Below are 22,800 nucleotides of genomic sequence, written 5' to 3'. Positions count from 1 at the left end.
CTTGCTGCTGGTGTGTCACGCCGTGCGATGATCATGCGCGGGGGGCTCACACAGGACTCGGCCGCAGACACATCGTGGCTCGGGCTGGAAGCACGTGCGGGGTACGGGGCGGGGGCTGGTGCCGTCCCCCGGTACTGGAAAGCTCGTCAAGGAGTCCTTGCATGTCCACCCCGGCCGGTACGGCACCGAACCCGGCGCAGAAGTTCCGGGCCCTGGCCCCGATGCTGCTCGACCTCGTCATCCCCATCGCGGGCTTCTACGTCCTGCACCAGCTGGCCGGCCTGAGCCAGGTCTGGGCACTGACCCTCGCCGGTGCGGCGGGCGGCGTGTGGACGCTGATCCACACCGTCCAGCGGCGCAAGCTCGACGTCATCGGCCTGCTCGTCGTCCTCGAAATGGCGCTCACCGTCGCCCTGTTGTTCATATCGGACGACCCGCGCCTGGTCGCCGCCAAACCGTCCTTCTACACCCTGCTCGCTGCGCTGTACCTGCTGTCCACGTGCGTCTTCGGGCGTCCCCTGGTCTACGTGGCGGCCACCCCGATGGCCACCGACGGCGACCCCGACCGCACCGTCGCCTACGAGCAGGCCTGGGAGCGCTCCAAGCCGTTCCGCGCCCGTGAGCGCGCCGTGACCGCCGCGTTCGGTCTCGCCGCGCTGATCGACTCCGTGCTGCGCGTGATCGTCGTCTACAGCTACGACGTCGACAAGTTCAACGAGTCCTTCCTGCTGTCCCAGCTGCCCGGCCTCGTACTGATCGTCGCCGTGCTGGCCTTCACCAAGTTCCAGATCAAGGTGCTGCACGGGCTTGTCGACGAGGTCCACGACCAGCTGCACCGCGAGGGCGTCGTCGGGCCGCGGCCGGACGCCGACCCGCTCGACGGCCGACTCGCGGCGGGCTGAACGGGCTTGGCCGCCCCCGTCCTGCTGCGGACGGGGGCCGGCTGTCACCCTATGGACCGCATCTGCCTCCACAGCTCCTTCTCGACCGGTGACAGTGCCACCTGGGGCACCAGCCTTTCCGGGTGCCCCGGCGGCGGCCCGTCGAGCCGGTCCCTTTCCCGCTGTATCCCCAGGCCCACCGGCGCGTAGTGGAAGGCGCCGAAGAACATGAGGCCGACTCCGACGGCCTGCAGGAACGAACTCAATGACCTACGCATGGGCGGCTCCCGGGCGCGATATGAGCGCGGGGGTGGCCGGGCCGGGCCGGCCGGTTTCCGTGAACACGGGGACTCCTGGTGCTGACGTTTCTGACATATCTCCAAGGGCCGCGCCGCGCAGCACGGTCCCCGACAGCAGATCCGCCATGGCGTTGCTGTCGGGCAGGGCGTCCTGTTCGGCACGGAGACGGCGGGCGGCGGCGGCATGCGCGGGGTCGGTGAGGAGGGCCGTCACGTGGTCGCCGACGGCCTGCGCACCGTGCTGGTCCGGAAGGAGCGTGCGGGCCGCGCCGGTGGCGCCGAGGCGGTCGGCATTGACGAGGCGGTCGGTCGTCTGCGGCACCAGCAGTTGGGGGACGCCCGATGCGACGGCGGTCATCACGGTGCCCAGTCCGCCCTGCGACACCAGGGCGTCGCACGTGGGCAGGAGAGCATGCAGCGGCACGCCCTCGGCCACGCGTACGTTGTCCGGCACCGTGGACAGGAGACGGCGGTCGGCGCGGGACACCGCGGCGACGACCTCCACACCCAGGCGGGCCACGGCACGTACGGTCTCGTCGAGGACGACCTGCCGTGGGTCGAACTGCCCCGAGGACACGCCCCACGTCACGCACACCCGTGGTGCGCGCGGCCGTGTCAGCAGCCAATCCGGCACCCGGCCGGGGCCGTTGTACGGCACGTAGCGCATGGGCAGCCGGCGTGCTGCCACCGGGACCGTTCCGCCGGAGGGAATCTGCAGCCCGGGCGGGCAGGGGTCCACGGTCACCTCGCCCAGCGTCTCCACCGGCCCCAGGCCCCACTGCTCGCGGAACGGGGCCAGCGCCTCTTCGTCGAACTCCCGCAGGAGATAGGCGAAGTCGATGCCCCAGGTGTGCCGCACAGCCGGTACCCCCAGCCGTGCCGCCACCAGCGGTCCCGCATACGTCGTGGGCTCGAACACGATCAGGTCGGGACGCCAGCGGGAGGCGAACTCCCACAGCCCGTCGGCCATGGCCCGGCACATCGCCACGCTCAGCCAGCAGTTCCCCGCGCCGAACTTCCGCATCGACGACCACTCCGGCAGCCGGGCGGCGTGGCGTTCCGCGCGCCGGACGTAGCTGCTCATCATCGAGGCCACGTCGACGTCCGTGCCCACGGCGGCGACGGGCAGGCCCGAGCGGGAGACCGTCCCGGCGAGGCCGGGCTGGGTGGCGACCACCACCTCGTGCCCGGCGGCCCGCATCGACCAGGCCAACGGCACCAACGGGAAGTAGTGCGTGGTCCAGTTCCAGGTCGTGAACATGACGCGCACGGTGTGTCCTCTCCTCTCGCCCTGCGCGCTCACGCCCGGCCGGCGAGTGCGGTCAGCGTGTCGACGGTGTCGGCCAGGGAGCGCTGGGCCCTGGCCTCCCGCATCAGTGAACGGGCGGCGGCCGTGTGCGCGGCCGAACCGAGCAATCGGACGACCTCCTCGCGCAGCAGGGCGGTCGACGCGTCGTCGAGTGCGATCATCCGTGCCGCGCCGGTGCGTTCCAGCGAGCGGCAGATGAGTACCTGCTCGCTGGTGCGGGGCACGGTGAGCTGGGGAACACCGGCTTCGACCGCTGTTGCCGTGACCCCTCCTCCGCCCTGCGAAATGACCAGGTCGCAGCTCGCCATGAACAGATGCAGGGGCAGATCCTCGACCACCCGTGTGTTCGCGGGTACGGAGCCGAGTTCCTTCCGGCCCCCCTTCGGCACCGTGGCGACGACTTCGACGTCCAGGTCCGCCAGGGCGTCCAGAGCACCGCCGAGCGGGAAGATGCGTCCGTTGAACAGGTGGGACACCGTCCCCCACGTCACGCAGACACGTGGCCTGCGCGGCCGGTCCAGTACCCATCGCGGGGCCTTCCCCGGCCCGTTGTACGAGGGGTAGCGCGTGGGCAGCCGTCGTACCCCGTCCACGAGTTGCATGCTCGGCGGACAGGGATCGAGAGTGGCGGTGCCCAGGACGTCGACCTCGCCGAGCCCGAGCTGCGCGCGATGGCGGGCAAGTGCCTCGTCCGCGAACGGTGCCAGCTGGGAACTGAAGTCCACGCCCCAGATCTGGCGGACGGCAGGGATCCCGCAGGCGGCCGCGGCGAGCGGAGCCGCGTAGTTCACCCCGTCGAAGACCATGAGGTCCGGGCGCCAGCCACGGGTCAGGGCCACCAGACCGTCCTGCATGATCGAGGCGAGCAGTGCGTAGACGGCCAGGGGCTGCTGGCCCTCCTCCCGCATCCGGTCCCAGTCGACGTCGTCGCCGCGTGCGGAGATCTCGGCGATCGGCGACGACCAGTAGTACTTGGAGATCACCCGGTCCACGTCGAAGTCCGCGCCCACGGCAACCGCCGGCAGACCTGCCCGGGTCACCCCGTGCGTGCCCCCCGGCGGAACGGCGACGAGCACTTCGTGCCCTGCGGACCGGAAGGCCCAGGCAACCGGGACCAGCCAGTTGTAGTGCGTGGGCCATGACCACGATGTCAGCAGGACGCGCATCACGCCTCCTCCGGTGCACAACCGGCGGCCAGCCGCTCCAGGAACCGCGCCGCGTCACGCGGCGACGGCTGTTGCCGTGCGTCCTCGCGCAGACCGCGCGCCGCGTCCGCGTGGCGGGCGTCGGTCAGCACCGCCTCCAGGGCGTCGCGCACGGAGGCCCGGGTCGCGTCACGGGGCGTGACCCGCAGACCGGCTCCCGACGCCACCAGCCGGTCGGCGGTGACCTGCTGGTCCGGCAGGAGCGGCAGGCACACCTGGGGCAGGCCGGCCATCACACCGGTCATCACCGTGCCGGACCCGCCGGGGCTGACGACCGCGTCGCAGTACGGCAGGAGCAGGTGCAGCGGCTGCATGACGGCGGTACGCCAGTGGGGTTGCAGGGCCACAGGCGTGGCCTCCTTGCCCGTGGTGGCGAACACCACGTCCACCGCGAGGTCGGCGGCCGCCTCCAGGACCATGGTGAGTACCGGGTCGTCGTCGCCGAACCGGCTGCTGGTGGTGCCCCACGTGATGCACAGCCGGGGCCGTCGCGAGCGTGCGAGCAGTCCCGGATCGTGCACCGCCGAGCCGTTGTACGGAATGTGCCGGAGCCGGACGGGCCGGTAGTCCACGGGCAGTTGGAGACCTGACGGGCAGGGATCGAGGGTGGGGGTCTCGCCGCTCACCACGACCTCGTCCAGGCCCAGTCGCCGGTACAACGGCCCGAAGGCCACGGGTTCGAACTCCCGTTGCAGATAGGTGTAGTCGATGCCCCACAGGTGCCGGACCGTGGGGATCCCCAGGGCCCGCCCCACGGCCGTGGCCGCGTAGGTGGTGGCGTCGTGCACGATGACGTCGGGCCGCCACAGCCGGCATGCCTCCAGGAGGCCGTCGGCCATGGCGTCCGCCGTGTCGCTGAAGGAGTCGAGGGGGGTCCGGGGCGCGGTCCCGTTGCGATCGCGGCGGCGCGGCCCGGACGCGCCCGGCTTCGCCTTGAGCAGCAGCCGCTGGATCACAGGACCGAGATCGAAGTCGTGCCCGACGGCCATGGACGGCAGCCCGGTGCGGACGGCGACGGGCACCAGCGACGGCGGGCACCCGATCAGCACGTCGTGCCCGGACGCGCGCATCGCGGCGGCGATCGGGACCATGGGGTAGAGGTGGGAGGGCCAGGCCCAGCAGACGAACAGCGTGCGCATGGGGCTCTTTCACAAGGGTCGGTTCGTCACCGGAGCAGTCCCTCCGGAGCCGCCGGCGGCCAGCGACGCGAGCGAGGCGACGACCTCGCCCGGCGTGGCGAGCGCGTCGTGTTCGGCCTTGAGACGGTGCGCGGCGTCGGCGGCAGGTCCGGGACGGTCGAGGAGACGAGTGAGGAGGCTTTGCAGACGTGCGGGAGTGTTGTCGTCGGGAAGGAGATGGAGAGCACTGCCGGAGGCGGTGAGCTGCCGGGCGTTGACCAGCCGGTCGGTGGTCTGCGGGACGAGGAGCTGGGGGGTGCCGGTGGTGACGGCGGTCATCACGGTGCCGAGGCCCCCTTGGGAGACGAGGGCGTCGCACGTGGGCAGGAGGGCGTGGAGCGGGACGTTCTCCACGACACGGACGTTCGGCGGCATCGCGTCGAGAAGGTGACGGTCGGCGGGCGAGACGGCGGCGACGACCTCGACGTCGAGGGCGGCGACGGCACGGACGACGCGGTCGATGACGACCTGCGCCGGGTCGAAGCGGCCGGACGACATGCCCCAGGTCACGCACACGCGCGGGCGGCGGGGCCGCTGCAGGAGCCAGGCGGGGAGCCGGCCCGGACCGTTGTACGGGACGTACCGCATCGGCAGGCGGTGGACGTCGACGGGGACGTGGGGGCTGGGCGGCAGCTGGAGGCCGGGCGGGCAGGGGTCGACGGTGAGGGCGCCGAGGGTCTCGACGGTGTCCAGGCCCCATGCGTCCCGCATCGGGGCGAGGGCTTCCTCGTCGAACTCGCGCAGGAGATAGGCGTAGTCGATGCCCCAGGTGTGCCGGACGGCGGGGACGCCCAGGCGGGCGGCGACGAGGGGGCCGGCGTAGGTGGTGGCCTCGAACACGATCAGGTCGGGGCGCCAGCGCGACGCGAACTCCCACAGCCCCTCGGCCATGGCCCCGCACACCGCCACGTTCAGCCAGCAGTTGCGTGCGCCGAACTCGCGCATCACCGGCCAGTCGGAGGGGTTGAGACCGTCGCGGTCGGTCAGGCGCTGGAGAAAGCCGCCCATCATGGCGGCCACGTCCAGATCGTGACCGACCGCCGCGACGGGAAGGCCCGAACGCCGCACGGTGGGGACCAGCCCGGGCTGGGTGGCGACCATCACCTCGTGCCCGGCGGCCCGCGCCGACCAGGCCAGCGGAACCATCGGGTAGTAGCACGTGTTCCAGCCCCATGCTGTGAACAAGATGCGCATCACGTATCACCTGTCCGTCGGTCGGCGCCCGAAGTCCCGGGCCATGTCCGCCAGTTGCGACACCACGGCGGCGGCCGCCGGCTGGCGTTCCGCCTCGGCCCGCAGCCGGGTGGCGGCGGCGCGGAAGGACGGCGTGCGCAGCATGAGTTCCACGGTGTCGCGGACCGCCGCCGGGGCCGGTGGGGTGTCCCCGAAGGAGACGGCGGCGCCGGTCCCGGCGAGTCGTTCGGCCGGCATCAGGTCGGAGGGGTACTGGGGGAGGCACAGTTGGGGCACGCCGGCGGCGACGGCCGCCATCATCGAACCCGCCCCGCCCCGCGAGACCAGCAACTGGCAGCTCGGCAGGACGAGATGCAGGGGCAGACGCTCGACGACGCGGACGTTGTCCGGCAGCGGTTCCCCGCCGAGGAGCTCGCGCGATGCCACCGCCACGACGATCTCGGCATCGAGCCCGGCCAGGGTCGTGATGAGCTCCCGCTGTCGCGCACTCGCCTGCGCATGGTCGTCGGTGCCGGCCCACTGGGGGGTCACGCCCCAGCTCAGGCAGATCCGGGGGCTGTGCGGCCGGTCGTTCAGCCAGTCCGGCACCACACATGACCCGTTGTACGGGACGTGCCGCAGGCCCAGTCTCGGGTGCTGCGACGGTACTTGCAGCGACGGCGGGCACGGGTCGACGGCGGCCATTCCGCGCGAGTCGAAGTCCTCGATGCCGAGCTGCGCGCACAGGTCTGCGAAGGCTTCGCGTTCGAACGCCTGGGCCGCTGCGTGGAAGTTCACGCCCCACAGCACGGGAGCGTGCGGGATGCCCAGGGCCGCGGCGGCCAACGGGGCCGCATACGTGGTCGGTTCGTGCAGGACGAGGTCCGGCCGCCACGAGGTGCACAGCCGCACCACATCGTCCGTCATGTCCTCCGCGAGCCGGACGGAGAGTCCCAGGCGGCGTCTTCTGCCGGGACGCTGCGCCGCGGGGGTGCCGGCCGGGGCTTCGGCGCCGTCCGACGGGTGCAGCGGGCGCAGGGCATTGCCGAGCAGGTGCGCGTGGTCCAGCGCGGAGCCGACGGGTGCAGCGGTCAGGCCGGCCCCGGTCACCGTTCCGAGCAGCGGGGGCTGGGTCGCGACGACGACCTCGTGGCCCGCGGCACGGAAGGCCCAGGCGAGCGGGACGAGCGGGAGGAGGTGCGAGGGCCAGGCCCAGGAGACGAACAAGACACGCATGTTGTTCTCCACCTCCGCCTTTTCGGTTCCTGCTCCGTCCTGCCCCTCAAGGCTGTGACGCGGCATTGGAAAACACGTCGAGGATCGGTGTGGCGGCGCCGCCCCCCGGTTGTAGCGGGCAGCCGGATACCGGCAGGATGCGGGACGGGCTTCGGCTCCACTTCCTCACAGCTGCCAAGGAGAGAACTCGTGTCCTCAGATGCTTCCCGTACGAATGCCGCGCCCCCGGCCAAGCGGTTCCCGCTGGGCGCGTGGATAGGTTCGGCCTGTCCGCTGGCCATGGTGTGGGTCGCCCTCCTCGTGACCCACGCGGTGTCCACGGGCGTGCTGATTTCCCTCGCCATCGCCATCGTCGTCCTCGTCCTGTGGATCGGCATCGCCGCCACGGTGCGCATACGGCGCGGGCGTTGACCGCGCACCGTCCTCACCCATCCTCGTAGCCGCCTCGAATGCCCTCTGCCACTGTCCTCGCGACACCGGGATCGTGAGTGACGAGGAAGGCGGGAACGCATGCGGGTGCTGTTCACCACGTGGGCCTGGCCCACTCATTACCAGCCGATGGTCACCCTGGCGTGGGCGTTCAGGGCGGCGGGCCACGACGTGCGCGTCGCCAGCCAGCCCTCGCTCATGCCCACGGTCCGCGCCTCGGGCCTCACGGGTGTTCCCATCGGGTCCGACCGGCAGCTGACGCCCGTCGTGGACGCGCTGCTGGCCGTGGACCCCGCGGTGCGCGGCGACGGGCGCACCTCGCGGATCGTCTCCGGCTATGCGGCCATCGCCGAGGTCATGGCCGATCCGTTGCGGGATCTCATGGAGCGCTGGCGGCCCGACCTGGTCGTGTTCGAGGAGAGCACCTATGCGGCGCCGATGGTCGCCCGGCTGCTGGGCATCCCGGCCGTCCGCCATCTCTGGGGCGTCGACATCCTGTCGTACGTACGGTCCTTCGAGCCCGCGGCGCTCGCCCCCCTCGCCGAGCGGCTGGGGCTCGACGTCCTGGACACGACGGGCCTCGTCACCGTCGACCACTGCCCGCCCGCCCTGCAGGTGCCGGGCGCGTTCGACCGGCTGCCGATGCGCTACGTGCCGTTCAACGGCTCCGGTACGCTCCCCGCCTGGTCGGGCGCGGCACCGCGGATGCCGCGGATCTGTGTGACCTACGGGACCACCAGTTCGCGCCTGAGCCACTACGCCTTCGTCCTGGACCGCATCGTCGCGGCCGTCGCGGACCTGCCCGTCGAGGTGGTCGCCACGGTGGCGGGCAGCGACCTCCACCGGCTCACCGGGGCCGCCGGCAATGTGCGCGTGGTCGAGCGGATGCCGCTGCACACGCTGCTGCCCCACTGCGACCTGCTGGTGTCGCAGGCCGGCCCCAGCACCGCGCTGACCGCTGTCTCCTGCGGCACCCCGCAGCTGATGATTCCGCAACTGCCCGACCAGAAGCTCATTTCCGCCCTGGTCGCGGGGGCGGGGGCGGGGGAACGCCTGGAGCTCGGCGACGCGACCGTCGAGACGATCCGCGCCGCCGCACAGCGCATTCTGGCGACCCCCGACCACCGTGAGTCCGCCCGCCGGCTGCAGGACGAGAGCCGCCGGCTGCTCGCCCCGGCCGAGGTGGTGCGTACCCTCACACGCGCAGGAGCGTTGGCGTCCGCGTAGCGCGGGCTGTGACAGGTCCTGCGGAAGGAAGCCCTCAGTGGCGCTCGAACCTCGCTCGACAGCCGGCTTGCAGCATGGGCTGGCCCGGGAGGGCGTCACACGAAGGAGATGAGGGAATGCGGAAGCGGCTGTTGGTCCTGCACGCCGTCTCGCCGCTCGGTCCGGACGAGGCCGAGCGTTTGGTGCGGACGTTGGACGTGGAGATCGCCTTCGTGGCCCTGACGTCGCAGATAACGGGCGGTCCGGAGGCGCTGGACCGGCTGGCGGCCCTCGGCCCGGTGGTCGGGGTCACGGAGGCTGCGGAGCTGGTCCCTGCCGCATTGGAATTCGCAGCGGCGAACCGGGTGGACGGCGTGCTGGCCAGCAGCGAGCTGGTGCTCGCCGAGGGGGCCGCGGTGGCGGGGGCACTCGGCCTGCCGCATCATCCGGTCGACGCCGTTCCCGCCCTGCTGCGCAAGGACGTGCAGCGCGAGCGACTGCGGGCCGCCGGGGTGCCGACTCCCGCCTGGGCCACCCTGCGCGGCCAGGACGACATCGCGGCGGCGCTCCGCGCGGTCCCGCTGCCGGCCGTGCTCAAACCGGTGCGCGGCATGGGCAGCATGACCACCTTCGCCGTCGGCACGCGTGCCGAACTCGAGGACTGCCTGCGGGAGGGGCAGCGCGCCTACTCGGCGAACCCGCCCCAGCCGGGGGAGGCTCCGGTCTTCCAGCTCGAGGAGTACCTCGGCGGCGACCATCCGCACCCCGCGGACCCGCGGCTGGACGACATGTTCTCCGTCGAGTGCCTGATGTTCGAGGGAGAGATCCACCACGTGGTGGTCGGTGCCAAACCGCCGATGGCGCCTCCCTTCCGGGACGCCGGCCACATCGTGCCGTCGGCCCTGCCCGCCGAACTGCACGGTGCGGTGGTCGAGATGGCCGAGCGGGCGATCCGTGCCGTGGGCGGACACCACGGAGCGATGCACGTCGAGGTGAAACTGACAGCGGACGGTCCCCGTGTGATCGAGGTCAACGGCCGTTTCGGCTTCGCCCTTCCCCTGGCACTGCAGCCGCTCGGGTACGACTACCTCACCGACGCGGCCAGGGTGGCCCTCGGCGAACGGCCGCAGCTGCCCGCCCGCCTGACCGGCTATTCGATGGTGCTGCGCAGGTACGCTCCGTCGGACGCCCGCGAGGTGACCGCGATGAGCGGGCTGAGGGACGCGGCCCGGATGGACGGTGTGCTCTACCTGGTCCCGTTGCTGGCCGTCGGGCAGCGCCCGGACCCGCTGCGTCCGGCCGAGAGCGTCGCCTACCTGCTCGGGGCACGGGCACGGGAACTGCAGACCGTGCTGGACCTGGCCGACCGGGTCGCCGATCGCGTCCATATCGAGTACCGCACCGGGAACGCCGCCGTGGGAGCGTGACGACGCGCCCGGGCGGCGCCGGCCCGTTCGTACGGCCGACCCCGCCCGGGGCACTGCGGTTGCGGGATTCAGTCCATCGCCGCACGCCGGAACGACCTGAGGCTCAGGGCGCCGACCACGGCGGAGCCGCCGACGAGAGCCAGCAGAACGGCCCACAGGGGCAGATGCGCCGCCCCCGGGGTCAGCACTGCGCGCAGCCCCTCGCTCAGGTACATCACCGGGTTGAGCAGCACCAGCATGTGCAGCCAGGGGATCGCCGCCAGCGAGGCCCACGGGTAGTAGACGCAGCCCAGCATCATCGCGGGCATCATGACCAGGCCGAACAGGGCGCTGACATGGGCCGGCTGGATGGCGGTGCCCAGCCACAGACCGATCACGCCCGACAGCACCGAACCGAAGAGCACGACGACCGCCAGCAGCGGCCAGTTCGCCACGTGGATGTCGGGAGCCTGGCCCGGGGCGTGCACGAACATCACGATGGGCAGCACGAGCAGGACGGAGACCAGCGCCTGCACCGCACCGCTGACCGCTCGCGCCGCTCCCACCGCCCAGACGGGGGCGGGGGTGAGCAGCCGGTCCTGGACTGTCTTCGGGTACGTCAACTCGCCGATCATGGGCATGGCCACGCCCAGCACTCCGGCGAACAGCATGGAGGTCGCCAGCATCCCCGGTGCGAGCACCGTGCTGAACGAGGAGCCGCCGGGCTGCTGTCCCCTGCCGGAGACGGACGGCAGCACGTACGAGAAGACGAAGATCCGGGTCAGCGGCTCCACCAGCACCCGGGTCAGAAATGCCGTCGGTTGCTTGCGGAAGACCACCCGGAGGTCCCGTGCCACGAAGGCGACGAAGACCCGGCCGGTGCGCACGGGCGGGGCGGCCCGGGCCACCGCGTGCGTGGCCGAGGAGGCACTCATGCTCGGTAGGTCCTTCCTGTCAGCTCGAGGAATGCGTTCTCCAGGCTGGGCCGCGAGGTCGTCATGTCCAGCAGCTGCCGCCCGGTCGCGGAGCCGAGGGCGATGAGTTCGCCGAGCAGCCCCTCGGGCTTCTCGGTGACCACATGGACCGTCGCCTCCCGGACATCGGCCCGGCGCAGCTCGGCCGAGCTGCCCGCGGGCAGTGCCGCGAGGTCGACGGGCCCGTCGTAGGTGGCACTCACCGTCACCCTGCCGCCCGCCCGGGCGACCAGCGCACCGACGGTGTCGCAGGCCAGCACCTGCCCGGCGTCGATGATCGCTGCGCGCCGGCAGAAACGCTCGGCCTCGTCGAGGTTGTGCGTGGTCATCAGGATCGTCTGGCCCCGGCCGTGCAGTTCCCGGAGGACGTCCCACAGGTGGGCACGGCTGTGCGGGTCGATGCCCACGGTCGGTTCGTCCAGGAACAGCACCTCCGGGTGGTGCACCAGGGCCCTGGCGATCAGCATGCGCCGCAGCTGGCCGCCGGAAAGCTGGTAGAACAGCGCGTCGCGGCGGTCGCCCAGGCCGAACTGCTCCAGCAGGGCGTCGGCGCGTGCCCGGGCGCCGCGGCTGCCCATGCCCCAGTAGCGGCCGCGGAATTCGAGGTTCTCCCGCACCGACAGTTCACGGTCCACGGCGTTGGACTGGTGGACCAGGCTGATGCGGCGGCGCACCTCCCGGGACTGGCGCACGACGTCGAAGCCGGCGATGTGCGCGCTGCCACCGGTGGGTTGCACCAGGGTGGTGAGCATGCCGATGGTCGTGGACTTGCCGGCCCCGTTGGGGCCGAGCAGTCCGAAGAACTCGCCGGACCGGACCTGCAGGGTGACCGAGCGGACGGCCTCGCGCTCCCCCTGCCGGGTCCGGTACGTCTTGCGCAGCCCCGTGGCCGCGATCACCGCTTCGCTCACGTCTGCGGCTTGCGCAGGGTCAGCGACTGGCTCATCACGGGGTAGAGCGGGGCGATCAGGATCTCGGGCAGCGAGGCGACGACGTGGTCGAGGTCGAACTCGGGGAAGCCCAGCAGCTCCCGCGGGTCGCCGGTCTCCAAGACCAGGCCGCTGTCGGCGATCGCGGCGCCGACGTCCTGGTTGATGCCCCACATGTTCTCCTCCAGGACGCCGAAGGGCTTCAGGTCCAGGAACAGGTCGACGGTCAGCACCATCAGACCGCCCGGGCGCAGCAGGCGCGCACAGACCTCGATGACCTCCTTGGCCTCCGCGGGGTCGAGGTGCTCGAGGACCGACAGGCAGAGCACGCGGTCGAAGCTCTCCGGCTCCAGGTCCGCGTCCTGGATCCGCTCGGCGATCAGCCGTACGTCGGTGTCGAACGTGTCGTTGATCCGCTGGTGCAGCTCGGGGCTCAGCGGGAGATAGCCGGGGTCGGTCCACACGTTGTAGTCGTCGCGTGCGGACGGGTCGACGTTGACCACTTCGCAGCCCGCCTTGGCGGCCACGAACTGCTGGCCGCTGAGTCCGCCGCCGACGTCCAGGACCCGCATCCCCGGTTCCAGGCCGGCTGCGGCGAACATCCACGGGTACTCGTGCACCCGGGTGCCGCTCGCGTGCTGGAAGGCGAACGGTCCGTAGTCCGGGTTCGCGGGGTCCGCCACCGCCTGGGCGGGGCGCTGCACCGGGCGCTTGCCCTCTTCGATCAGCCGTGCCGAGCGGTGGCCGTAGGGCGCGCCCCACTGCTTGTTCCACTCGACGAACTCGGGCGGAAGTTCCTTACGTGCCAGCATGCGTGTCTGCCTTCCTTCGCGGTATCAGAGGGTCGGGGCTGTCGAGTGCCGGGCGCGGCCGTCCTGGGCGAGCTTCTCCAGCACGGGCACGATGTCGGTGGGCGCGGGCTGGGCCTCGGCCTCGTCGCGCAGCCGGCCGGCGTCGCGCTTCCAGCGCGGGTTCTCCAGCATGTCCGTGACGCGTGCGCGCACTTCGGCGGGTTCGGCGTCCTCGGGCAGCAGCACGTCGGCCGCGCCCGCGGCCGCCATGCGCTCGGCCACGAACGCCTGGTCGGGGAACTGCGGCACGATCAGCTGCGGCACCCCGCAGACCATTCCGGTCATGGTGGTGCCGTTGCCGCCCTGATGGATCATCAGATCGCAGCTGGGCAGCAGCAGATGCAGCGGCAGGCCCTCGACCACCCGGATGTTCTCCGGCACGGGGCCCAGGAACTCGCGGTGGCTGGGTGCCACGGTCACGATGACCTCGGCATCCAGATCGGCCACCGCCTCCAGCATCCGGCCGGCCAGGACCAGGTTCGGGTTGACGGCGGCCAGGGTGGTGCCCCAGGTGATGCACACACGCCGCCGGGTCGGCGGCTCGAGCAGCCAGTGCGGCATCTCGGCCGGGCCGTTGTAGGGGACGTAGCGCATCAGCTGGCGCGGATAGTCCGACGGGATCTGGATGCGCGGCGGGCACGGGTCGACCGTGAGCGCGCCCAGCGGCGACACCTCGTCGACGCCGAAGCGGCGGCACATGTCGGCGAGCAGCGCAGGCTCGGCGTGCCGGCCGCGGTAGGCGATGTCGGGTGCCATCAGCACGCGCACGTTCGGCACGCCCACGGCCGCCGCCGCGATGGCACCGGCGTAGCTGGTGGGGCTGTGCACGACGAGGTCGGGCTGCCAGGCCCGTGCGAAGTCCACCAGGCCGTCGACCATCGTCTCCGCGATGGACGCGAACATCTTCAGTGCCCGCTCGCCCTTGGGCTTGCGCAGCTCACGCCACAGCTCGGGGGTCGCGGGGGCGTTGCGGTCGATGCTCATCGTGCCGCGTGTCAGCTCGCTGAAGTCGGAGTCCTGGCCGACCTCCACGGCGGGCTGGCCGGAGTGGGTGATGGTGTCGGCGAGTGCGGGCGGACCCGCCACCCGGATCTCGTGCCCCGCGTTCCGCATCGCCCAGGCCAGGGGGACCAGAGGGTAGTAGTGCGGGGGCCATGCCCACGCGGTGAACAGCACGCGCATGCGTTCTTCGTCCTTTCATCCGCCTCGGTGCAGGCGGCGCGGAGGGGAAGGGGGCGCCGCGGCCCGCCCGCAGGCGTCGGCCGTCGCCCGGCGGACCCACCGTCGCACCGCACCTTGGGGAGCGGTTGGAGGATCGATCGGCCGGGCCGTCCGGGCCGTCAGACGCCGTCCGCGGACACTGCCGTGACCCGCAGCAGCTCGCGGACGAGCTCGGTGGGCGCGGGCCGGGCCATGTTCTCCTGCCGGGCCCCGCGCGCCTGCACGGCGAACGACGGGCGTTCCAGCACGTCGAACGCGGCGGCGGCGATGGCCTCCGGTCCGGCCTCGGCCGGGGCCAGGGCCTTCCCCGCGCCGCCGGCGGCCAGTTGCCGGGCGATCGCCAGGTGGTCGGGGAGCTGGCCCACGGCCACCTGCGGCACGCCCGCGGCGAGCCCCGTGAGCACCGATCCCGCGCCGCCCTGGGAGACGAGCAGGTCGCAGTGCGGCAGGACGTGGTGCAGGGGGGTGTCGACGAGCACCTGGACGTTGCGGGGGGTGCGGCCCAGCAGCGGGAACTGCCGGCCGGAGACCATGGCGACGACGTCGACGTCCAACTCGGCCACGGTCCTGGCCACTTCGCCGGTCAGGAAGTGCCGTTCGCCGAGCGCGGACATGGTGTGCCCCCATGTCACGCACACCCGCCGCCGCTCGGTCCGGCCGAGTACGGCCCGGGCGGCCTCCGGCCCGTTGTACGGGACGTACCGCGCGGTCATGCGCGCGGGAGCCGTGGGCAGCGCCAGGCAGCTCGGGTTGGGGTCCAGGGTCAGGTCGCCCATCGCGTCCGTGTCCGCGATGCCGAGCCGTCGGCAGGTGGGCTCGAGCAGCTCCGGCAGCAGATGCCGGAAGCCGAAGAGCAGATCGGGACCGTACAGGCAGCGCACTGCGGGCACGCCGACCGCCGCCGCGACGAGGGGGCCGGCGAACGCCGTCGGGTCGAAGACGACCAGGTCCGGCCGCCACGCGCGGGCGTAGTGGACGAGGTCGTCGGCCATCAGGTCGGCGAGACGGGCGAACAGGGCGAGCGCCCGGGGCGTCCGGCCCTTCTCCGGCGCCGGTCCGGGCCGGTTCCCGATGACGAGTCCCCGGAAGTCGGGCAGAACGTCGACGTCCGGGCCCGCCGGCACGGCGGGCAGGCCGAGCGCTGCCGCGTCCGCGGTGAGGGAGGGCTGGCACGCCACCTGGACGTCGTGCCCGGCGGCGCGCAGTGCCCAGGCCCAGGGGGCCATCGGATACAGGTGGGTGCGCCAGCCCCAGCTGACGAACAGGATGCGCTTGGGCTCGCGGACGGCGTCCGGCGGGAAGCGGGTCATGGGTCTCCTCGGGGGTGGGCCGTCATGACGACGGCGCAGGCGTACGCCCCACTGTGACCGCACCCATTGGATTCGCGTTCGAGCCCTGCCCCACTCGAAAGCCCAGGTCGTGGGCGGTGGAGGAGGGCCGGTGGACTATGAGTCGAAGCAGAGTCGATCCGTGCTCGAACAGCTCCATGGAGACTCGTCCGTGTATCGAGGGTCATGATTACGGAGGATCGTCATGCACGTGCTCGTCACCGGAGGCGCCGGCTTCATCGGCCGGCAGGTGGTCTCCGCGCTGCTCGCAGAGGGGCACCGCGTGCGTGTCCTCGACGCCCTGTTGCCCCAGGTGTACGCCGGCAGGTCGGTGACGTGGCCCGAGGGCGCCGAGAACATCCAGGGGGACGTGCGTGAGCAGGCCGATGTGCAAGCGGCGCTGCGCGGTGTGGATGCGGTGTGCCATCAGGCCGCCGCGGTCGGGCGCGGCAACGACTTCGCCGACGCTCCGCTCTATGCGGGGTGCAACGACCTGGGCACCGCCGTGCTCCTCAAGGAGATGCAGCGGCAGGGGATAGGCCGGCTGACGATGGCCAGCTCGGTCATCGTCTACGGGGAGGGCCAGTGGCGCTGTGCGGAACACGGCGCGGTCTCGCCGGGCCCCCGGGTGCGCCAGGACCTCGATGCCGGCCGTTTCGAGCCGCGCTGCCCGCGCTGTGCCGCCCGGCTCACCCCGGAGACCGTCGGGGAGGACGTCCGGCTCGACCCGCGCAATGTCTACGGGGCGACCAAGCTGGCCCAGGAGCACCTGGCGGCCGCGTGGGCGGCCGAGACCGGTGCGACGGCCACGGCGCTGCGCTACCACCATGTCTACGGACCGGGTATGCGCCAGGACTCCGGCTACTCGGGTGTGACGTGCACGTTCCAGTCGCACGTGCGCAGCCGGACCCCCATCGACCTGTACGAGGACGGCAGGATGGTGCGGGACTTCATCCACGTGCGCGACATCGCCGCCGCCAATGCGGCCGCGCTGCGCCGCGAGGAGCCCGGTTGGCGGGTGTACAACGTCGCGAGCGGCACGCCGCGCAGCGTGGGGGAACTCGCCCGTCTTATTTCGCGGTTCGGCGGTTTGCCCGAGCCCCGTGTTACCGGGCAGTACCGCTTCGACGACGTACGGCATATCGTTGCCTCTCCTGCCCGGCTGCGCGACGAACTCGGCTGGCGACCGGCGGTTCCTTTCGAAGAGGGAATTCGCGAGTTCGTCCACGAGGCGCTGCCGGCCGGGACGGAACTGGGCGACTGACCGACGGTGTGTGCACGGCAGGTCATGAAACCGCAAAGGATCTTGGGCGGTGTCCGTTTGGGGAAGTTTCTGACAAACCCGTCAATTGACAGTCTGATGGTGCATCGATAGGTTTTCTTTGAAGCTCGGTGCCGGGGGAGGGGGCTTTATGTGCCCCGCCTGCGCCGGGCTGCCGCGCGAGTTCTTCAGGGGAACCCGGGAGGTAGGTCCCGGTCGGAATTCGCGAGGTCCTGCTGTCGATTTCATCGTCAGCACGCGAGTGTTATGTACGGGGGTAAATAATGCATTTTCGCGCATTGGGGACATTCGAAGTCGAACACGAGGGGCGCATTCTCACGCCAACGGCCCCGAAACAACGCAGTGTGCTGGCCCTGCTGGCCCTGCATCACGGGGGCCTGGTGCCGATCAGCTCGCTGATCGAGGAGATCTGGCCGTCCGACCCGCCGGCCAGTGCGGTCACCACGCTGCAGACGTACGTCTATCAGCTGCGCCGGGTGCTTTCCGAAGCCGTGGGCCCGAGCAAAGAAATACTTGTCACCAAGCCTCTCGGCTATGTGGCGAACATCGCACCGGAAAACATCGACGTCTACCGTTTCGAGCGGCTTGTCGAGTCCGGGAAACGGGAACTTGCGGCCGGGAATGCAAAGAAGGCGTCCGAGATACTCCACCAGGCGACCGGTGTGTGGAGCGGCAAGGCGCTGTGCGATGTCCACCGCGGTCCGCTGCTCGAAGCGCACGCCGCGCGTCTGGACGAGGCCGGACTCGAGGCGCTGGTCATGCAGGCCGAAGCGGACCTGCGAATAGGCCGGCATCAGGAACTCGTCGGTGAGTTGCGCGGGCTCGTGGCCAAGCATCCGTGGCACGAGGGGCTCTACGCCAAGCTCATTGTCGCCCTTTACCGCTGCGAGCGCCGCTCCCAGGCCCTCGAGGTCTATCACGAAGTCCGCCGCGGACTGGACGACGAGCTCGGCATCGATCCGTCCCCCAATCTCCAGCAGCTCTACCAGGCGGTGCTCAGCGACGCCACGTGGCTCCGCTTCGAACCCGCCCCAAGGGCCGTCGTCAACCGGCGCGTTGCCGTGCCGCCCGCACAACTCCCCGCAGATCTCTCGGACTTCTGCGGACGCGGCCAGGAACTCGCCGAGCTCGACCGGCTGCTCGTACCGGACAGCGGGTCGCCCCAGGTGGTCACGGTCACCGGTATGCCGGGAGTCGGCAAGACCGCCCTGGCCCTGCATGCCGCCCACGCCGCCCGATCCCGCTTCCCCGACGCGCAGTTGTACGCATGTCTCGCGAGCAGCACGGAAAAGCCGGTCGATCCGGCCGAGGTCCTGCACGGATTCCTGCGCGACCTCGGTGCCGCCGCGGACGACATTCCCGCCGAACAGGAGGGGATGGCCCGGATGTTCCGCACCCGGGTGGCCCAGATGAAGGGCCTGCTCGTCATCGACGACGCCCGGACGGCCGACCAGATCCGTCCGTTGCTGCCGGGAGGCCCGCAATGGTCCGTCCTGGTGACCGGCCGGTCGTTGTCCGGATGGCTGCCCGGCTCCCACGACATCGTCGTCGAGTCCATGGACACCGGCGACGGGATCGCCATGCTGGCCGGCATGGTCGGCGAGAGCCGGGCCCTCCAGGAGCGCTCCGTCCTCGCGGGCCTGGTGCAGCGGTGCGGCGGACTGCCCATCGCCTTGCGGGCTCTCGGCGAGCGCCTCGCGGTCAACCGCCACTGGTCCCTGCGCAAGCTGGCCGCGCGGGTCGCCGAGCAGGAGGGCATGCTGGCCGAATTCCGGGCGGCGGACCTCGACTTGTGCGACTACCTGCGGCGCGGCTTCGGGGATCTCGCCCCGCAGGACCGCAAGGCGCTGTTCGCACTGGGCCGGGCCGAAGCCGACCGCTTCGACACCGCATACGTCGCATCGCTGCTGGGCCTGGACCTTCGTGCGACCGAGGACAGTCTGGACCGGCTGGCGGCACGTCATCTGCTGCGCGCCGCACCGGAGAACACCCCGGGCGACCCGCACTATGTGCTGCACCCCCTGCTGCGGGCCGTGCTCGCCCCCACCCGGCCCCAGCCGGCGCGCAGGCCGCCTCACATCCTGCCGGCCCGGCGGCTCAACGTCGCCATGCGGGCCCTGCCGGTCGGCGCCTACGTGGGCAAGGTCGCCTGACGGGTGTGACATCGGCGCGGGCCGCCCCCCGACGGGGAGCGGCCCGCGCCGGGCTCGTCCGGGGTCAGGCGATCAGGCCGGCCAGGACCTCCGCCGCAGCGGCGGGAGAGGGACGCCCGCGGTTTTCACGGGCCACGTCCGCCGCGGCGGAACGCAGGCCGCCGTCCTGCAGCATCTCCGTCACGGCGGTGCGGACCGCCGGCACGGACAGTTCCGAGGCCGGGATCCGGCGCCCGACGCCCGCCGCGACGACTCGGCCGGCGTGGACCAGCTGGTCCCCCTTGGCCGGCACGACCAGCTGGGGGGTGCCGCAGGCGGCAGCCGTCATCGTCGTACCCGCCCCGCCCTGATGCACCACCAGGTCGCATGCCGGCAGCACGGCATGCAGCGGGACGGACTCCAGCACCTGCACGCCGGGGGGAACGTCCCCGAGGAGTCCGCGCTGGTCGCCCGCGACCAGCACCACCGTTTCGCAGTGCAGCGGGGCCAGCGCCGCCAGCACCCGGAGCAGCGGCTCCAGGTGTCCTGCGGAGGCTCCCGAGGAGGTGCCCCAGGTGACACACACCCGTGGGACGTCCGCCGGTGCGTGGAGTGGCACAGGGACCCGGGAGGCGCCGTTGAAGGGCACGTACCGTACGGCACGGCTGCCCGGAGGCGTGTCCGTCTGCAGGGCGTCCGGGCACGGGTCCAGTGTCAGGGAACCGGCCGGGTCCACGGTGTCCGGTCCCCACCGGCGCCACAGCGGCTCCAACAGCGGTTCCTCACGGGAGCGTTGCGCATACGTGTGGTCGACCCCGTACAGGAAACGCACCGCCGGCCGGCCGGCCAGTGCGGCCGCCAGCGGCCCGGCGTAGGCCCGGGGGTCGAAGACCACCACGTCCGCCCAACGGCGGGCGAGGGCCGTCAGATCCTCGGCGGCGGCCTCGGCGACCGACCCGAACATGGCCACGGTCCGGGCCGCCCGGTCCGCGGCCGCCTCGTCCGGATCGGCCGGCGGTGCGAAACCGCGCCAGGCGGCTCCGGTGTCCGCGTCCCGGCCCACCTGCACGACGGGCAGCCCGGTGCGGACGGCCACGGGCCGGAACGACGGGGGGACCGCCAGCCTGACCTCGTGCCCCGCGGCCCGCAGTGCCCACGCCGTGGGCACCACGGGATACAGATGGGAGGCCGCCGGGAAGACCGTCACGAGCACCCGTGCACCGCGCCGGCTCATCGGGCCTGTCCGGCGTCCAGCACCCTGACCGTGCCCGCTCGGCCGTCGACCTCCACGACCTGGCCGTCACGCAGGATCTCGGTCGCGTTCCCGGTGGCGACCACGGCGGGGATCCCGTGCTCCCGGGCCAGGATCGACGGATGGGACAGCAGCCCGCCCGTGTCGGTGACCAGCGCACCGATGGAGCCGAACAGCACCGACCACTGCGGTGTCGTCTCGGGGCACACCAGTACGTCGCCGGGGCGCAGCCGGTCGAACCCGTCCTCGCTGAGGATCACGCGGACGGTACCCGTGTAGCGGCCCGCGGACACCCCGGTCCCGCTCAGCAGTGTGTCGCCCTCCGCCGCCGAGCCGCGCGCGCCCATGTGGGAGACGGAGTCGATCCACCGGACGGGCTCGAGAAGCTCCCTGCTGTGCGGGGGCAGCGGTTCGAGGGCGTCGTCCAGGGACACGGAGGCTTCCGGCTCACCGTAGGTCAAGGGCCCCAGGTGGGCTGCCGACCAGTTCTGCTCGCCGGCCCGGCGATGGGCCAGGTCCTGGAGGCCGGTCCCGTTCCGCAGGGCGTCGCACGCTTCCTCGACGGTCAGCAGGAAGATCTCGTCGGCCGTCCGGAGCAGGCCCTGCCGCACCAGCCGCGCCGCCAGCTCGAGCAGGGCGTAGCGCACCTGGCCCCAGCACACATGCGCGTAGAAGCCCGTGTCGTCCCGCAGCGGGAACGCCTGCTCGGCACGGGCCAGCGAACGCTCGAACCGCTCCGCGGCACCGGCCGGGCCCGACGCCAGTGCGGCACGCGCCCGGTCCGCGGCGGCCTCGCGCTCGCGCACGGTCCGGCGCATGGCCTGCTGCGGATCGCTGCCCGCCGACAGCTGCCCGGCGATCAGGCGCAGCACGGTGACCGGCTGCTCCCGCATGGACGGCTCGGCGACGTCCGCCCCCAGGCACCGCTGGCCGTAGTCCTCCAGATAGCGGCCGAACGCCGCGGCGAATTCGGGCTCGTGCTCCTCCAGCCGGGACACCGATTCCCCGGTGGGCGCCTCGAGTTCGGCGCGGACGCCCGGGCGCTCGCGTGCCAGATCGGCGAGCCGCGCCAGGGCCAGGGCGGGTTCGGAGGACTTGCCCGGCAGCCCGGTCAGCAGCGGGAGGACGTCGGAGGCCTCCCACCCGAGGAGGTCGCGGCAGAGGACGCCGAGTTCTCCCCACACGAGGCTGGACGCCCCGCCGACGAGGAAGTGCAGATGCTGGGCGTGGTCGGCCAGGGCGATCCGCTCACCCAGCTCGTCGAGGAGTGCCGGGTCCGGCAGCGCGCCCAGGTCGGTGCCCGTCGCCTCGGCGGTGCGGCGGGCCAGCTGCGGGTGCCACTCTCCGTGCCAGCTCTCGACCAGGGAGAAGGGCTCGTCGGCGCGCACCGCGGTCGCGACGCGCTCCGCGCGTTCCCGCACGGCCGCATCGTCCGGCAGGGGCACGATGCGAAGGTACGACCAGCCGCCGAGGCTGCGCACGTCGATGCGTTCGGCGAACGCGTACCGGAACAGTCCCTCGCTGCCCTTGTTCACGGCACGGATCAAGGTGCTGACGTTCATGGGCGTGAGCGGCTTGAGGGTGTAGCCGCCGCGCAGCCAGCGCCCCGGCGGTATCTCCACGTCGACGGGTATCTGCTCCGGCGCCTTCGGCAGAGCCGTGACCGGGCGGGCCTGGAGGAGGACGGGGGCGCCGTCGGCCCAGGCCCACTCGACGTCCTGGGGGCAGCCCGCCCAGTCGGCCACCTCGCGTGTGAGGAGCGCGACGCGCGCGATCTGGCCGGCGGTGAGGGCGTCCTCCGCCCCCGCCGTGCGCTGCGGGGCCGAACCGCCGCGGACCGACCACTCGTCGGGCGCGGCGTGTCCCGACACCAGCCGTTCGCCCAGACCGCGGACGGCGTTGACGACCGTCTCGTCGCGCGAACCGTCGACGGGGTTCACGCTGAAGGCGACCCCGGCGGCCACGGCCTCGACCATGGGCTGGACCAGGACGGCCAGTCCCGGGTACGTCCCGGACGGATCCTGATAGGCCGTCACCTGCCGGGAGAACGCCGAGGCCAGGCAGGTGCGCACGGCTTCGGCGAGCGCCTCGTGGCCACGGACGCCGAGCACGGTCGTGTACTGGCCGGCGTACGAGCGGTCGGGTGCGTCCTCGGCCACGCCCGACGAGCGCACCGCGAGCTCCGTGTCGGGGAATCGCGCGGCGATGTCCTCGACGGCGTGCAGCACTTCCGGGGGGAGCGGCAGGTCGGCGGCGGCGACTCCCTCGGGTGCACGCGCGGCCCGGCGCAGCTCGTCCAGCACCGCGTCGAACGCCTCGACGGTGAGGACCAAACCGGGCGGCACGGGGAAGCCCTCGCGCCGCAAGGCCCCCAACTGGGCTGCTTTGCGGCCGACGAGGGAGGCGTCGCCCGTGCTCACGGCGTCCAGTGACCGCAGCAGCGGCGAAGCACCACCGGCCGGGTGTCCGGCGTCCTCGGGCTGGGGGATGGGTCGAGCGGCCACTTCGT

General features: G+C 72.2%; 19 protein-coding genes. 6 read left to right on the top strand and 13 right to left on the bottom strand.

Annotated features, from left to right (window positions below; genetic code table 11):
• The first annotated feature begins 161 nt into the window (after positions 1-161).
• On the top strand, positions 162-902 hold the full coding sequence (locus tag HG542_RS16100) for a VC0807 family protein (protein WP_171081990.1): 741 nt from the start codon (positions 162-164) through the stop codon (positions 900-902).
• A gap of 44 nt (positions 903-946) precedes the next feature.
• Here HG542_RS16100 and HG542_RS16095 read toward each other — a convergent pair whose 3' ends face one another.
• Genes HG542_RS16095 through HG542_RS16070 form a run of 6 tightly spaced genes read right to left on the bottom strand, consistent with a single transcriptional unit; the run spans position 947 to position 7,281 of the window.
• A complete protein-coding gene (locus HG542_RS16095) occupies positions 947-1,159 on the bottom strand; it encodes a DUF6059 family protein (protein WP_171081989.1) in 213 nt (70 codons plus the stop codon).
• Positions 1,152-2,441, bottom strand: a complete 1,290-nt coding sequence (locus HG542_RS16090) for a nucleotide disphospho-sugar-binding domain-containing protein (protein ID WP_176606608.1) — start codon at positions 2,439-2,441, stop codon at positions 1,152-1,154. The genes HG542_RS16095 and HG542_RS16090 overlap by 8 nt, the downstream gene beginning before the upstream one ends.
• Before the next feature lie 38 nt (positions 2,442-2,479).
• Positions 2,480-3,655 carry a nucleotide disphospho-sugar-binding domain-containing protein gene (locus HG542_RS16085; RefSeq protein WP_171081985.1) on the bottom strand — a complete coding sequence of 392 codons (1,176 nt, stop codon included), beginning with the start codon at positions 3,653-3,655 and terminating at the stop codon, positions 2,480-2,482.
• Positions 3,655-4,833: a glycosyltransferase gene (locus HG542_RS16080; protein ID WP_171081983.1), complete on the bottom strand. Its 1,179-nt coding sequence runs from the start codon at positions 4,831-4,833 to the stop codon at positions 3,655-3,657. Before HG542_RS16080 ends, HG542_RS16085 begins: the two co-directional genes overlap by 1 nt.
• Positions 4,834-4,842: 9 nt before the next feature.
• Positions 4,843-6,066, bottom strand: coding sequence for a nucleotide disphospho-sugar-binding domain-containing protein (locus tag HG542_RS16075; RefSeq protein WP_171081982.1), 1,224 nt, complete (start codon positions 6,064-6,066; stop codon positions 4,843-4,845).
• 6 nt (positions 6,067-6,072) lie between these two features.
• Positions 6,073-7,281, bottom strand: a complete 1,209-nt coding sequence (locus tag HG542_RS16070; RefSeq protein WP_171081979.1) for a nucleotide disphospho-sugar-binding domain-containing protein — start codon at positions 7,279-7,281, stop codon at positions 6,073-6,075.
• Positions 7,282-7,470: 189 nt separating this feature from the next.
• Here HG542_RS16070 and HG542_RS16065 point away from each other — a divergent pair, with 189 nt between their 5' ends.
• The 3 genes from HG542_RS16065 to HG542_RS16055 all read left to right on the top strand — a co-directional run bounded on the left by HG542_RS16065 (position 7,471) and on the right by HG542_RS16055 (position 10,343).
• Positions 7,471-7,692, top strand: coding sequence for a hypothetical protein (locus tag HG542_RS16065; RefSeq protein ID WP_171081976.1), 222 nt, complete (start codon positions 7,471-7,473; stop codon positions 7,690-7,692).
• Positions 7,693-7,791: 99 nt separating this feature from the next.
• Complete coding sequence (locus HG542_RS16060; protein WP_171081974.1) at positions 7,792-8,937, top strand: nucleotide disphospho-sugar-binding domain-containing protein; 1,146 nt, start codon at positions 7,792-7,794, stop codon at positions 8,935-8,937.
• 116 nt (positions 8,938-9,053) lie between these two features.
• On the top strand, positions 9,054-10,343 hold the full coding sequence (locus HG542_RS16055) for an ATP-grasp domain-containing protein (protein WP_171081972.1): 1,290 nt from the start codon (positions 9,054-9,056) through the stop codon (positions 10,341-10,343).
• 68 nt (positions 10,344-10,411) lie between these two features.
• On the opposite strand, the gene HG542_RS16050 is transcribed toward HG542_RS16055, so the two are convergent.
• From HG542_RS16050 to HG542_RS16030, 5 genes are all read right to left on the bottom strand, one after another.
• Complete coding sequence (locus HG542_RS16050) at positions 10,412-11,257, bottom strand: ABC transporter permease (RefSeq protein ID WP_171081971.1); 846 nt, start codon at positions 11,255-11,257, stop codon at positions 10,412-10,414.
• Positions 11,254-12,207, bottom strand: coding sequence for an ABC transporter ATP-binding protein (locus tag HG542_RS16045; protein WP_171081969.1), 954 nt, complete (start codon positions 12,205-12,207; stop codon positions 11,254-11,256). Before HG542_RS16045 ends, HG542_RS16050 begins: the two co-directional genes overlap by 4 nt.
• The gene (locus HG542_RS16040; protein WP_171081967.1) at positions 12,204-13,037 is read right to left on the bottom strand and encodes a class I SAM-dependent methyltransferase; all 834 of its coding nucleotides are present in this window, start codon (positions 13,035-13,037) and stop codon (positions 12,204-12,206) included. The genes HG542_RS16045 and HG542_RS16040 overlap by 4 nt, the downstream gene beginning before the upstream one ends.
• A gap of 24 nt (positions 13,038-13,061) precedes the next feature.
• Entirely contained in the window at positions 13,062-14,258 is a 1,197-nt protein-coding gene (locus HG542_RS16035) for a nucleotide disphospho-sugar-binding domain-containing protein (protein WP_171081965.1), read from the bottom strand.
• 158 nt (positions 14,259-14,416) lie between these two features.
• A complete protein-coding gene (locus tag HG542_RS16030; protein WP_171081963.1) occupies positions 14,417-15,607 on the bottom strand; it encodes a nucleotide disphospho-sugar-binding domain-containing protein in 1,191 nt (396 codons plus the stop codon).
• Between the two features lie 223 nt (positions 15,608-15,830).
• Between HG542_RS16030 and HG542_RS16025 the strand changes: the two genes are divergently transcribed.
• Positions 15,831-16,889 (top strand): NAD-dependent epimerase/dehydratase family protein, encoded by a 1,059-nt coding sequence (locus HG542_RS16025; protein WP_171081962.1) that lies wholly within the window; start codon positions 15,831-15,833, stop codon positions 16,887-16,889.
• A 281-nt stretch (positions 16,890-17,170) separates the two neighbouring features.
• Positions 17,171-19,060, top strand: a complete 1,890-nt coding sequence (locus tag HG542_RS16020) for an AfsR/SARP family transcriptional regulator (protein ID WP_255315957.1) — start codon at positions 17,171-17,173, stop codon at positions 19,058-19,060.
• 64 nt (positions 19,061-19,124) lie between these two features.
• Here HG542_RS16020 and HG542_RS16015 read toward each other — a convergent pair whose 3' ends face one another.
• Positions 19,125-20,273: a nucleotide disphospho-sugar-binding domain-containing protein gene (locus HG542_RS16015; protein WP_171081960.1), complete on the bottom strand. Its 1,149-nt coding sequence runs from the start codon at positions 20,271-20,273 to the stop codon at positions 19,125-19,127.
• Positions 20,270-22,795 carry a PEP/pyruvate-binding domain-containing protein gene (locus HG542_RS16010; RefSeq protein ID WP_218039042.1) on the bottom strand — a complete coding sequence of 842 codons (2,526 nt, stop codon included), beginning with the start codon at positions 22,793-22,795 and terminating at the stop codon, positions 20,270-20,272. Before HG542_RS16010 ends, HG542_RS16015 begins: the two co-directional genes overlap by 4 nt.
• Between the last annotated feature and the right edge of the window lie 5 nt (positions 22,796-22,800).

The organism is Streptomyces morookaense (genome assembly GCF_013030945.1).
GTDB lineage: Bacteria > Actinomycetota > Actinomycetes > Streptomycetales > Streptomycetaceae > Streptomyces > Streptomyces morookaensis.
This window is presented reverse-complemented; position numbering and strand designations above follow the sequence as displayed.